This is a genomic window from Paramixta manurensis (genome assembly GCF_013285385.1).
GTDB lineage: Bacteria > Pseudomonadota > Gammaproteobacteria > Enterobacterales > Enterobacteriaceae > Paramixta > Paramixta manurensis.
In genome coordinates, this window is the sequence record NZ_CP054212.1 from 2,141,223 (window position 1) to 2,154,462 (window position 13,240).

Annotated in this window: 12 protein-coding genes; 3 read left to right on the forward strand and 9 right to left on the reverse strand. The window is 51.4% G+C overall.

Annotated features, from left to right (window positions below; translation table 11 throughout):
- Nucleotides 1-26: 26 nt before the first annotated feature.
- The 6 genes from katE to hxpB all read right to left on the reverse strand — a co-directional run bounded on the left by katE (nt 27) and on the right by hxpB (nt 7,336).
- A complete protein-coding gene (gene katE, locus PMPD1_RS10405) occupies nt 27-2,291 on the reverse strand; it encodes a catalase HPII (protein ID WP_173633972.1) in 2,265 nt (754 codons plus the stop codon).
- Between the two features lie 205 nt (nt 2,292-2,496).
- Nucleotides 2,497-3,888 (reverse strand): L-cystine transporter, encoded by a 1,392-nt coding sequence (locus PMPD1_RS10410; RefSeq protein ID WP_173633973.1) that lies wholly within the window; start codon nt 3,886-3,888, stop codon nt 2,497-2,499.
- A gap of 180 nt (nt 3,889-4,068) precedes the next feature.
- On the reverse strand, nt 4,069-4,650 hold the full coding sequence (locus PMPD1_RS10415) for a metal-dependent hydrolase (protein WP_173636184.1): 582 nt from the start codon (nt 4,648-4,650) through the stop codon (nt 4,069-4,071).
- 155 nt (nt 4,651-4,805) lie between these two features.
- Entirely contained in the window at nt 4,806-5,567 is a 762-nt protein-coding gene (kduD, locus tag PMPD1_RS10420; RefSeq protein WP_173633974.1) for a 2-dehydro-3-deoxy-D-gluconate 5-dehydrogenase KduD, read from the reverse strand.
- 57 nt (nt 5,568-5,624) lie between these two features.
- The gene (gene kduI / locus PMPD1_RS10425; protein WP_173633975.1) at nt 5,625-6,461 is read right to left on the reverse strand and encodes a 5-dehydro-4-deoxy-D-glucuronate isomerase; all 837 of its coding nucleotides are present in this window, start codon (nt 6,459-6,461) and stop codon (nt 5,625-5,627) included.
- A 206-nt stretch (nt 6,462-6,667) separates the two neighbouring features.
- A complete protein-coding gene (gene hxpB, locus PMPD1_RS10430; RefSeq protein WP_173633976.1) occupies nt 6,668-7,336 on the reverse strand; it encodes a hexitol phosphatase HxpB in 669 nt (222 codons plus the stop codon).
- Between the two features lie 154 nt (nt 7,337-7,490).
- On the opposite strand from hxpB, the gene PMPD1_RS10435 reads away from it, so the two are divergent.
- Nucleotides 7,491-8,027, forward strand: coding sequence for a YniB family protein (locus PMPD1_RS10435; protein ID WP_173633977.1), 537 nt, complete (start codon nt 7,491-7,493; stop codon nt 8,025-8,027).
- 16 nt (nt 8,028-8,043) lie between these two features.
- On the opposite strand, the gene PMPD1_RS10440 is transcribed toward PMPD1_RS10435, so the two are convergent.
- Together PMPD1_RS10440 and ghoS are read right to left on the reverse strand one after the other, a co-directional pair.
- On the reverse strand, nt 8,044-8,937 hold the full coding sequence (locus PMPD1_RS10440) for a fructosamine kinase family protein (protein ID WP_173633978.1): 894 nt from the start codon (nt 8,935-8,937) through the stop codon (nt 8,044-8,046).
- A 104-nt stretch (nt 8,938-9,041) separates the two neighbouring features.
- Nucleotides 9,042-9,332, reverse strand: a complete 291-nt coding sequence (gene ghoS / locus PMPD1_RS10445; protein ID WP_173633979.1) for a type V toxin-antitoxin system endoribonuclease antitoxin GhoS — start codon at nt 9,330-9,332, stop codon at nt 9,042-9,044.
- 424 nt (nt 9,333-9,756) lie between these two features.
- On the opposite strand from ghoS, the gene PMPD1_RS10450 reads away from it, so the two are divergent.
- Nucleotides 9,757-10,512, forward strand: coding sequence for a DUF481 domain-containing protein (locus PMPD1_RS10450; RefSeq protein WP_173633980.1), 756 nt, complete (start codon nt 9,757-9,759; stop codon nt 10,510-10,512).
- Nucleotides 10,513-10,568: 56 nt separating this feature from the next.
- On the opposite strand, the gene PMPD1_RS10455 is transcribed toward PMPD1_RS10450, so the two are convergent.
- Nucleotides 10,569-10,826 carry a biofilm/acid-resistance regulator YmgB/AriR gene (locus PMPD1_RS10455; protein WP_173633981.1) on the reverse strand — a complete coding sequence of 86 codons (258 nt, stop codon included), beginning with the start codon at nt 10,824-10,826 and terminating at the stop codon, nt 10,569-10,571.
- 484 nt (nt 10,827-11,310) lie between these two features.
- Here PMPD1_RS10455 and thrS point away from each other — a divergent pair, with 484 nt between their 5' ends.
- Complete coding sequence (thrS, locus tag PMPD1_RS10460) at nt 11,311-13,239, forward strand: threonine--tRNA ligase (RefSeq protein ID WP_173633982.1); 1,929 nt, start codon at nt 11,311-11,313, stop codon at nt 13,237-13,239.
- Nucleotide 13,240 lies beyond the last annotated feature (1 nt).

The following is a 13,240-nucleotide window of genomic DNA, read 5'->3' on the forward strand; positions in this document are numbered from 1 at the left end:
GTGGTCAGGATTGGCCGGTGAGCCGATTAGGCCGGTACGCTAAGCGCCTTCTGGCTACGTGACCAAATACGGTGTGCGGCAAGGAAGGAAAGGAACTCGCTCATAAAGAACCCTTCGGCTTTATCATCTTCGACAATACCTTCTTCCGCTTCATCGTCCGCCAAGCCGAACTGGGATTTAAAACGCCGCGCATCGCCGCTTAAGCCGATCACCTTGAGATGTTTATACGCTTCCAGCAGATAATAGCGCGCTTCGCCGCTCAGCAGTAAGGCGTCGATATTACCATCCGGAACGATTACCGCATCAAAAGTGAGGGAGGGCAAGCCGCTGAAGGTCGCATCAACCGGTAAGTCAGAGCCATCGTCAGCGCGAACCTGGCCCATATGCGCCGCCAGCAGTTTAGCGTGAACGCCGTTCGCTTTCAGTTCTTGCAAAATAGCCAGCACATCGGCTGATTTGACGCCATCGCTTAACAATAGGGCGACCTGACGGCCTTTGATATTACCGCTTGGCACCGCGTACAGACTGAGGCTGGCATCTTTTTTCAGCCCATTAACATCCTTCGGCGGCGCGGTATGCAACTGTTCATCCGATAGCTCAATACCGAGGTTTTCCGCTACGCCATGTGCCAACGAAACATCAATATGTAGCAGATGATCGAGCACGCGCTCGCGGATATAGGGCCGGCTGACTTTACTCAGTTCGAACGAGAAAGCATCTACAATATGTTGTTGCTCAATCGGCGTTTGGCTTAGCCAGAATAGCCGTGGTTGGGAGTAATATTCACCGAAAGAGGGACTACGCTCGCGTACCTTATGCCCCTCAATTCGCTCTTGGTAACTTTCAAATCCGCCACGATGCGGCCCGGCAGGCGTTTCACGCGGCCAATTATCATTAATCGAGTTCGGTTCATAATTCGCCGGATTGGTATCAATATCCATGCGATGCATACCCTGACGCTGGAAATTGTGGTACGGACACACCGGACGATTGATCGGAATCTCGTGGAAGTTAGGCCCTCCGAGGCGGCTTATTTGCGTATCGGTATACGAAAATAAGCGTCCTTGTAATAGCGGATCATTGGAGAAGTCTAACCCCGGAACAATGTGACCGGGATGGAACGCCACCTGTTCGGTTTCGGCGAAAAAGTTATCCGGGTTACGGTTCAAGACCATTTTGCCGATCAGCTCCACCGGCACCAACTCTTCCGGGATCAGCTTAGTGGCATCCAGCAGATCAAAATCGAATTTAAATTCGTCCTCTTCGGGGATCAACTGCACGCCCAACTCATATTCGGGATAATCACCGGCCTCAATCGCTTCCCACAGATCGCGACGATGAAAGTCGGCGTCGCGGCCAATCAGCTTTTGCGATTCATCCCACAACAGAGAGGCTTTACCGGCCACTGGTTTCCAGTGGAAGCGAACAAAGGTGGCTTTGCCTTCGGCGTTAATCATCCGAAAGGTATGGATGCCAAAGCCTTCCATGGTGCGGTAGCTGCGTGGAATACCGCGATCGGACATTGCCCAAACGACGTTATGCAGCGTTTCAGGTTGAAGCGAGACATAATCCCAAAAGGTGTCATGGGCGGTGGCGCCTTGAGGTATTTCATTGTGTGGTTCCGGTTTTACCGCATGGACGAAATCGGGAAATTTATGCGCATCCTGAATAAAAAACACCGGTGTGTTATTACCGACTAAGTCGAACACGCCTTCTTCGGTATAAAATTTGGTGGCGAAGCCACGGATGTCACGCACGGTGTCGGCTGAGCCTGCGCCGCCCTGAACGGTAGAAAAGCGCACAAAGACTGGCGTGATTTGTTCCGGGTCGCGTAGAAAATCGGCTTTGGTATAGTCGGTAAGGGCACGATAAGGCTGGAAATAGCCATGTGCCGCAGAGCCGCGCGCGTGAACGATGCGTTCAGGAATGCGTTCATGGTCAAAATGCGTAATTTTCTCACGCATAATGAAATCTTCCAGCAACGTCGGGCCACGCGTACCGGCACGCAGCGAGTTCTGATCGTTGGCGATACGCGTCCCCTGATTGGTGGTCAGCGGATAGTTTTCCCCCCCTTTACGGTGGGGTTCTAACTGGTCAATTTTCGCATTATGCGTATCCGGGGCTTTAAGGCTGCCCGAGGCGGTGGGCTGTTTGCCCGGTGGCGTTGGCGTCGCTGAAGGTTTATGTGAACCATCTTCAGGCGCTAAAGAATCAAGGCCGGGTTTAGCGGACTCGGGGCCCGTTGCCGGAGCGTCATGAGTTAACGCCTTGCTATCTTTTTCTTTCGACATTTACGTTGCTCCTGTTGATGTCATGTTTTAGACCTCCTTAACTATAGAACAATGAAGGTTATACGCCTGAAATTAGCAGGGATACCGGGAGGCCTGGCTCGGCGAGGCAGCAGGGGCAACGGCGAGCGTGAAAGAAAGGATGTAATTTTCTGTGTCGGGGCAAAAAAAAGGGCCGGAATTCGGCCCTAAGTCATCATTAGAATGGTTAGCGATGTGCCAGTTCGGTAGGCTCATCCTGATTAAGCACTGATTTATCTGTCTGACGTAGCCAGTGGCTGGTCAGTGAACCGGCGGTCATCGAGCCATTCACATTCAGCGCGGTACGCCCCATATCAATCAGCGGTTCTATTGAGATCAACAACGCGACGAGGGTGACCGGCAGCCCCATTGCGGGCAGCACCATCAGCGCGGCGAAGGTTGCGCCGCCGCCTACGCCAGCAACACCGGCTGAACTGAGGGTAACGATGCCGACCAGGGTTGCAATCCAAACCGGGTCGAGCGGGTTAATCCCAACCGTTGGCGCGACCATTACCGCCAGCATCGTCGGATAGAGACCGGCGCAACCGTTCTGACCAATGGTGGCGCCAAAGGAGGCCGAGAAGCTGGCGATCGATTCCGGTACGCCAAGGCGCAGAGTCTGCGCTTCCACGTTCAGCGGAATGGTGGCGGCGCTGGAGCGGCTGGTGAACGCGAAGGTGATCACCGGCCAGACTTTGCGGAAAAAGCGCAGGGGATTAATACCATTAACCGACAGCAGTAACCCATGCACGGCAAACATAATCGCCAGGCCCAGATAAGAGGCGACCACGAAACCGCCTAGCTTAACAATGTCATGCAGATTAGAGCCGGCGACCACTTTAGTCATTAGGGCCAGAACGCCATACGGCGTCAGCTTCATGATTAAACGCACCAGCTTCATGACCAGCGACTGTAGCGTATCGATCGCGACCAGTACGCGCTGGCCTTTCTCACTATCATCTTTCAGCAGTTGCAGTGCGGCAACGCCAAGGAATGCCGCAAAAATTACCACGCTGATGATTGACGTTGGGCTGGCGCCGGTTAAATCGGCAAAGGGGTTCTTCGGTACAAAAGAGAGCAGCAATTGCGGCACAGTCAGATCGGCCACCTTGCCCACATAATTGTTTTGCAGCGCGGCGAGACGTGCAGTCTCTTGGCTTCCCTGAACCAAACCTTCGGCGGTGAGGCCAAACAGTTGGGTAACAAACACCCCAACTAAGGCGGCAATCGCGGTGGTAAACAGCAGCACACCAATGGTCAGCAGGCTAATTTTACCCAGCGAAGAGGCATTGTGCAGGCGCGCGACCGCGCTCAGGATAGAGGCAAAGACCAGCGGCATTACAATCATCTGTAACAACTGCACATAGCCGTTACCGACGATATTGAACCACTCAATTGACGCTTTCACTATTGGCGCATTTTCACCGTAAATCACCTGTAAGGCGAAGCCGAAAATCACGCCGAAGAGTAGGCCTGTAAGAACCTTTTTCGCCAGGCTCCAGTTAGACTTTCCGGTTTTTGCCAGAAGCAGAAGTAGCGCCACAAACGCCACAATATTAAGAATGAGCGGTAAGTTCATCCTGGTTCTCCGTTAGCTACCTATCCACGACAAGACGCTGTGGTAGGTGTAAGTCATGATAATTTTTATCGCGCAGGACATTGCGCCAGTGTGATCATGGTAACAGTTCGTTTTGGTGCAACCTTAGAACCAAAAGGAATGGGATATAACTTTTCGCTGGTTATTGTCTGTTTTATGCGCTTATGGGTGATTAATTAACCGAATGAAAGTATTTTCCAGGTTATTAATGACTTGCGCGGGCCAACCCGTTGCACCAAAAGGCGGCATGCCCGCCGGAAACCACAATGCATAACCCACCAAACCCAGGCATAACGCGCGCTCTAACTGGTTCCCTTTTTGACTATTTAACAGCGGCAAACGGAAACGCCAGCGGCATGGCCACAGCAACGGCACGCCTGCGGGCGTCAACATGTCGGCAGCAATATGGCTTAGATAGCCCAGCACCATGCCCTGAAAAGCATCGGCCGGTAGCCAACCGTCGCGCGGCATGTGTAAATGGAACAGCGCCAGTGCGCCAAGCACCGCCAGCAGGCTATGGGTAAAGCCGCGGTGCCCAAACAGGCGGGCTATCGGCTGTGAGATCCATTTTAAACGTTGCCCAAGCACTGATTTAGGATGATCAATATCCGGTAACAGGCAGGTCAGCAGCACTGCCGGGAGAATATGCCACCAATCCCCTTGTGCCAGCGCCGGGGTTAGCTCCGCACGTTTGGCAAAGATAGCGCTGGCAATCGCGAAAATAACATGGCCTTCGGCGGTCATCAGGAAACTCGGATACATGGCTGTCGATGCATCCAGTATAGGGGATTTATACAGTAGAAAGGAATGGGTGACGCTGTAACGAAAAATAAATAAAGGGGCAGCAGTATCCATCAGAACGGTCGCGATAACCGGCGTGAAACCGCGACCTTAGGTAATTAGCGCGCCAGCCAACCGCCATCGACTGCCAGCGTGTAGCCGTTAACATAATCTGCCGCGCTGGACGCCAGGAAAACCACCGGGCCGCTCATATCGTCCGGCTTACCCCAACGTCCGGCAGGAATACGGCCGAGAATCTCTTGATTACGCTCTTCATCGCTGCGTAATTGCTCGGTGTTATTGGTTGCCATATAGCCGGGCGCGATAGCGTTCACATTGATATTATGTTTCGCCCACTCATTCGCCATCAGGCGGGTGAGGCCCATGACTGCGCTTTTCGACGCGGTGTATGACGGAACCCGAATACCGCCCTGGAAGGAGAGCATTGACGCAATATTGATGATCTTACCGCCCTGGCCCTGGTGGATAAATTGACGGGCAACCGCCTGCGAAAGGAAGAATACCGTTTTGCTATTGATATTCATCACATCATCCCAGTCTTGTTCGCTGAACTCAATGGCGTCCGCGCGGCGAATGATACCGGCATTATTGACCAGAATATCAAGGCGCCCAAACGCCTGAACCGCTTCTTCTACTACCCGCGTCACACAACCCGTATCGGTTAGATCGGCATCAATGCTGTAAAAACGCCGCCCAAGCGCTTCAACCTGCGCCTGAGTATCATCGGGGCCGGAGCGATTGACGCCAATAATGTCACACCCGGCCTGCGCCAGCCCGAGAGCCATTCCCTGACCTAATCCAGTATTGCAACCGGTAATCAGCGCCACTTTGCCTTCAAGATTAAATGCATTAAGAATCATACTTCGCTTCCTTCCTGTTCCTGTCATTCGAACAGCCGCCAGGGCTGATCGATATGCTTAGCGCAGTTCGCTCACTTTAACGTGATCCATATCATCGAATACCTGGTTTTCACCGACCATTCCCCAAATAAAGGTATAGCGTTTGGTCCCCACGCCCGCGTGAATGGACCAGCTTGGTGAAATCACCGCCTGCTCGTTGTGTACCAATAAGTGACGGGTTTCTTGTGGTTGCCCCATCATATGGAACACCGCGGTATCCTCATCCATATCAAAGTAGAAGTAGACTTCCATACGGCGTTCGTGGGTATGACAAGGCATGGTATTCCACAGGTTACCGTCTTCCAGTTTGGTTAACCCCATGGTTAGCTGGCAGGTGGGTAACACATCCGGCACGATGAATTTGTTGATGGTGCGGCGGTTACTGGTTTCCGCAGCGCCCAGCGTGGCTGACGAAGCTTCTTGCAGGGTGATTTTTTTGTTTGGCCAGGTGGTATGGGCCGGAGCGCTGTTGTAATAAAACTTCGCCGGTTTACTGGCATCACTGCTTTTAAATACTACTGACTGCGCGCCCATCCCGACATACAACGCTTCCTGATGGCCGATCTCCCAAGTTTTACCATCAACTTCAATGAGGCCAGGGCCGCCAATGTTGATAACGCCTAATTCACGACGCTCAAGAAAATAACTGACGCCCAGTTGTTTCCCAACCTCACTGCCAATGGTGACGCTTTGATGCACCGGCATTACGCCGCCAATAATAATTCGGTCAATATGGTTGTAAGTCATGGTGTAATTGTCAGCGTCGAAAATCTTTTCAATCAGGAACTCGCGGCGCAGACCGTCGGTATCTAACTGTTTAGCGTGATCGCTATGGATGCTTTGACGAACGTGCATGTCGATGCCTCTCCGATGTGCGGGTTATCAGGTGTAACCGTGGTTTACACGGGGCGATAACGGCATCATAGGCACGATGGGATGTGAATTCAATAAAAATGAAATGGCGTTTTATTTATTTTGTCAGGCAGATCATATTTGTTGAAAATAAATCGGGCCGCACCCGGCGCGGCCGCAAATTATTGCTAAACAGGGGGCGGTAAACCTTAGCCGACCAGGTGTTGCCGTGCGAGTTGCTCTAGCGAGCCAAGCTTGACGTCCGCTAACGCCCAACGCTTGTCATCGCGGTATTCCGCTGCCGGAACGACAATCGAACGCATACGCGCCGCTTTGGTCGCCACCATACCGTTAACCGAGTCTTCCAGTGTCACGCAGTTAAGCGGGTCGACACCGAGGCCTGCAGCAGCATCAAGATAAACCTGCGGATGCGGCTTGCTATAAGGCAACGCTTCGGCAGAAGCCACTACCGCGAAATAGTGGCGTAAATTGAACAACTCAAGCACGCGTTCCAGCATATGCAACGGAGAGGCAGAAGCGAGGCCCACTTTTAACCCATTGGCATGGCACAACTGCAAAGCGTGCTCAACGCCGGGTAACAGCGGACGGGTTTCTTCTACCAAATTAATCGCCCGGGTAATAATCCGCTGTGTGACTTCTGGCAGGCTTGGGCCGTTCCACGGTACGGTTTCATACCACATCCGCACCACTTGATCGATGCGTAACCCCAGCGTATCCGGCAACTCACCGGCGCGCGATAAATCAATATCCAGCGTGGCTAAAATATCCCGCTCGGCGCGATCCCATAAAGGCTCAGAATCGACCAACAGGCCGTCCATATCAAAGATCGCGGCAAGCACGGGGCGAGAATAAGACATACAACAACTCCATTTTATGGTTTTGCAACACCTTATCATGAAGCGCAACCCGGGGTGAATGAGCCGCCTGCTACGCGAATGGCTGATATTTTCCAGGCGCTTTTGATGTAGTCGGGGTAGACTTATTGCCAAACGAAAGGTGCAAGGAGAAACCATGACTTATCAACAGGCTGGCAGAGTCGCCATCCTTAAACGCATTATTGGCTGGATTATCTTTATTCCGGCGCTGCTATCGACGTTGATTTCTCTGCTGAGCTTTATGTTCAGACACAGTGAAAAAAAACCGGGTATTGATGCGGTAATGCTCGATTTTGTGCATGTTATGATTGATATGATTCGCTTCAACACGCCTTTTCTCGGCTTCTTTTGGCGCAATGCGCCGGTGCCGGAGTTTCATGGCGCCAGTGATGCGTTGTTCTGGATTATCTATATTTTGATTTTTGTTGGGTTGGCGCTGCAGGCTTCAGGCGCGCGGATGTGGCGTCAGTCACGCCACCTCAAGGAAGGAGTAGAAGATCAAATGATTCTGGAAAATGCCAAGGGCAGCGAAGGGCGCAGTCGCCAGGAACTGGAGGCGAAAATTGTGGTACCGCGCCACACGATCTTTCTGCAAATATTCCCGCTCTATATTTTGCCGGTGATTATTGCCGTCGTCGGGTATTTTGTGTTGAAACTGGTTGGGTTTATTTAGCCGTAACTAGCGCCAGTCAGGCCGGCCTGGCCTGACTTTTACCTAACTCGTCTTGCTCAAGCAGCGCACCAATCGCCCGCTGCGCTTCTCCCAACCAGCTCCCGCCGAACACATTGGCGCGGTTAAGCAAATAATAGAGTTGATAAATCGGTTGACGCTCCAGGAAACCGGCCGGTAAAGGCCAGACGGACTGATAGCCATCATAGATTTGCGGCGGCAACGCGGAAAACCACGGTAACATTGCCAAGTCGCATTCCCGATCGCCCCAGTAGCAGGCGGGATCAAAAATCCATGGACCACTGTCGCTGCCGGCACAATTTGCCGGCCACAAATCGCCATGAAGTAGCGAGGGCTGCGGGTGGTGGCTGGCTAGCGCACGCTGTACGCAATCGACGATCACCTCCATATCACCATACTGGATGCCTTTTTCCGCCGCTAACTGGAGTTGCCAGCCGATCCGTTGCTCAGCAAAGAACACCGACCAGCGTCGCAACCAACTGTTAGGCTGAGGGGAGGTAGTGATATTGTTATCGAAATCAAGGCCGAACTGGGGTTGTTCACTCCACTGATGCAATTTGGCTAACTGCTGCCCCAATTGCCAGGCGCTGTGAGCATCCAGCGGTTTAACCGGTAGATACTCCAGCAATAAGAAACTGTAATCCCGATCGCTGCCCACGCCATAAACCTGTGGTACACGAACGGTTTGGCTGCGCGCCAGCAATGCAAGCTGGTCGGCTTCCCAGGTGAAGAGGGTGAGCATGTCGCGGCTATTACATTTGACGAATACCTCATATTCGCCGTAACGGAGGCGCCAGGTGGTATGAACATCCCCTCCGGCAAGCTCGGTGCGTTGACTAATCTCCGCGTTTCCTAACTGTTCACTCAACAGACGACTAATGGCTGACCACATTGGGTATTCCTCTTTTTCGCTGCGTAATGTCAATTGTAACGCTTAAATTTCACACAAAGCCAGCGCTTGCGCGCAATGGTTGGCTGACGGTTACCGTCGCAGCATCATTTCTGCTGTTTTAAAAACGCTTCCAGCGTTTGGACTTCAACTTCTGGTTTGTGTTTCAGCACCATTTCGCCAAGGCCTTGCGCTTGTTGCTGAATTTCTTGCTGAGTTAGGGCGCTGACAATCCCGTAACTGTTGGTTCCTAACTCATGGGGCTTGCCATCGGCATCACTCATGGTGGTGTCAAAACCGCCGTTTACCATCGCACTGGTTAGTTCAAGAATATCGGACAGGCCCTGTTCATCATAACGTAACGTGACAATGTAACGATTAACGCTGGTTGCGTTCATGATTCACCTCGTTGTTATCGAAAGAATTTTTAGCGTAGACCATCATGGACGATGGGGCGAATGAGAGGTGACGGGAATGCGTTAGCGCAGGCGTTTACCGTGCGTCAGAAAGTGCGTTGTAGAGACGGCTGCACCAAAAGAACCGGTGGGAAGCGGGTAGAGATTAGCACCGTAACGCTGCGGACACAGCATTGCGTGCTGCTCAGGAACATTCTTATAGAAAAGCCCGTGTTTCACGGTTAATTACCCTCTATAATGCGCGCCGTTAATGAGATGAATCCCATTAATGGAGCGTGCCAGCCAGGATGCTTAGGAAAAAGAGCGATTTAATACTTTTTTACAAAAATTACCGTAAATGGCGTTGATTGTCCTTTAAAACGCTTCAGACTCAACCCTTTTAAAACTGTCGTACGGGTCACATTTAATGAAAGCGCTTAACAAGCTGTCTGCAATCCTTTTGCTCTCTGCGGGAGCATTTTGTCACCAGGCTCTGGCTGATAATAACGTGTTTACCTCCATGGATGATCCTTCTACGGCAAAGAAGCCTTTTGAAGGCAGCGCCTCCGCGGGTTATTTGGCGCAAAGTGGCAACACCACCAGTTCGTCTCTTTCAGCACAAACGAATATGACGTGGTATCAACCTAATACTGCGTATAGTCTGTGGGGTAACGCGTCGAACACCTCGTCGAACGATGAGCGTGCATCAGAAACGTATCAGGTCGGCGGGCGTACCCGTTATAACATGACCGACTATGATTACCTGTTTGGTCAGGCAAGCTGGTTAAGCGATCGTTTGAATGGTTATGATGGTCGTACCTTCTTTGCAGCAGGTTATGGGCGCCAGATTTTGAACGGCCCGGTACACTCTCTGCGGGTGGAAGCCGGTCCAGGCGTGCGTTACGATGATTTCCATGAGGGCGGCCACCAAACCCAGGCGCTGGCTTACGGCGCATTAAGCTACCAATGGCAGCTTACCGATACCACCAAGTTCATTCAGGGGGTGTCAGTGCTGGGTAGTGACGATACTACCGTTAACTCCGAAACTGGCCTGCAGGTTGCGATTAACGACCACTTCTCGTTGAAGCTGGCGTATAACGTCACCTGGAACCAGGATCCGCCTGATTCGGCGCCGGACCATACCGATACCAAAACCTCGGTATTACTGTCCTACGCGATGTAATGCAAAACGGGCTGCCTAATGGGCAGCCCGTTATTAAATACGGCGTGTGATAGCAGTTACGCGCTTAAGTCATCCGGTGTTTGTTGCACCACCATTTCCAGCGCATGACGGTAAATATCCAGTTGTACAACGTCAGATTCTGTCTCCAGCTTCTCCAGCAAACAAATGATGATGTCTTTATTGGAAAAGGCGCTCTTACGGCGGCGCAAATCGGCCACGATTTGCTTAATCACTTCGCCTTCGGTTTTCAGTAAATCGCCTGCATTGTTAAAATAATCGGTAATTTGCCTTGCGCTAGCCGCTACGTCTTGCATGGTGTTTGCCTCTTACTCGCCAAACGGAGCAGTCCGGGGCGAAAAATGGATGGGGGCGGATCTGTGCCAGATCATAAAAAAAGAAACCTCTGAAGGTGGAAATCCGGTGCACCTTCAGAGGCGGTGCAGCGCACCTTTCGTTACCGGGTGATGATTCACCCACGACAAACTTATACAATGATTTTGAATCTGTACAATTTAATAATGAGCTTTTTGTGTGGTCCGATGAGGTTGGGCGATCTGAGCGACGATTTTGCCGGTTTAACAAACAGTTTTGCCGTGCTGGTTTAACATCATGAAATGAACGTGTAATATATTGCCTCTTCAATAATTACCCGGTCGTGGGCGACGGAAAAGATCTTCGGCTACGTACCAAATTGGCAATTGTGGGCCAGTTTTGGTGGGTAATTTTTGATAAATAAACCCAAACTCACTTTTGCATGTAGCCTTTGGTGTGGGTTACCACTGCAATTAAGGATATGAAATGCCTGTTATTACTCTTCCTGATGGAAGTCAGCGTGTTTATGATGGCGCGGTCAGCGTAATGGATATTGCGCAGGATATTGGTCCGGGGCTGGCGAAAGCCTGTATTGCCGGGCGGGTAAACGGCGAGTTGGTGGATGCTATCGATCCAATTACCACCGATGCTAGCGTGGCGATTATCACAGCGAAAGATGAAGCCGGGTTAGAGATTATCCGTCACTCCTGCGCGCACTTACTCGGTCATGCGATTAAGCAGTTGTGGCCTAACACGAAAATGGCTATCGGGCCGGTGATCGATAATGGCTTCTATTACGATGTAGACCTTGACCATACGCTGACCCAGGAAGATGTCGATCTGCTGGAAAAACGTATGCACGAGCTGGCAGAGAAAAATTACGACGTCATCAAGAAGAAGGTGAGTTGGCAGGAAGCGCGCGATGTGTTCGCCGCCCGTGGCGAAAGCTACAAGACCACCATTCTCGACGAAAATATCAGCCACGATGATCGTCCGGGGCTGTACCATCACGAAGAATACGTTGATATGTGTCGCGGCCCGCATGTGCCGAATATGCGTTTCTGCCACCATTTTAAATTGCAGAAAACCTCCGGCGCTTACTGGCGTGGCGACAGCAATAATAAAATGCTGCAACGTATTTACGGTACCGCCTGGGCGGATAAAAAGCAGTTAAATGCGTATCTGCAGCGTCTGGAAGAAGCGGCAAAACGCGATCACCGTAAAATCGGGAAGCAGCTTGACCTCTACCATATGCAGGAAGAGGCGCCAGGCATGGTGTTTTGGCACAATGATGGCTGGACTGTGTTCCGCGAATTGGAAGTGTTTGTCCGTACTAAGCTGAAAGAGTATCAGTACCAGGAAGTGAAAGGTCCGTTCATGATGGACCGCGTGTTGTGGGAAAAAACCGGCCACTGGGAAAACTACAAAGAGGCGATGTTTACCACTTCATCGGAAAACCGCGAATACTGCATTAAGCCGATGAATTGCCCCGGACACGTGCAAATTTTCAATCAGGGTCTAAAATCTTACCGCGACTTGCCATTACGGATGGCGGAGTTTGGTAGTTGTCACCGCAATGAGCCTTCGGGCGCACTGCATGGCTTGATGCGTGTCCGTGGTTTTACCCAAGATGATGCGCACATCTTCTGTACTGAAGATCAAGTCCGTGACGAAGTAAATAGCTGCATCAAGATGGTGTATGACATGTACAGCACCTTCGGTTTTGAAAAAATCGTGGTGAAGTTGTCTACTCGTCCTGAAAAACGTATCGGCAGCGATGAAATGTGGGATCGTGCTGAGGTTGATTTGGCGGAAGCGTTAAATGAAAACGGCATTCCGTTTGAGTATCAGCCGGGCGAAGGGGCATTTTATGGTCCTAAGATTGAATTCACCCTGCATGATTGCCTGGATCGTGCGTGGCAATGTGGTACTGTGCAGCTTGACTTCTCATTGCCGGAGCGCCTAAGCGCGTCTTATGTCGGCGAAAATAACGAACGTCAGGTGCCGGTGATGATTCACCGCGCTATTTTGGGTTCGATGGAACGCTTTATCGGGATTTTGACCGAAGAGTACGCCGGGTTCTTCCCAACATGGCTGGCGCCGGTTCAAGTGGTGATTATGAATATCACCGATGGTCAGTCCGAATATGTCACAGAATTGACCCGTAAATTGCAGAATGCGGGAATTCGTGTAAAAGCGGACTTGAGAAACGAGAAGATTGGCTTTAAAATCCGCGAGCACACTTTACGTCGTGTCCCTTATATGCTGGTCTGTGGTGATAAAGAGGTGGAAGCAGGCTTGGTTGCCGTTCGCACCCGCCGTGGTAAAGACCTGGGAACTATGGGCGTAAATGATGTTATCGAGAAGCTGCAACAAGAGATTCGCAGCCGCAATCTTCATCAATTGGAGGAATAAA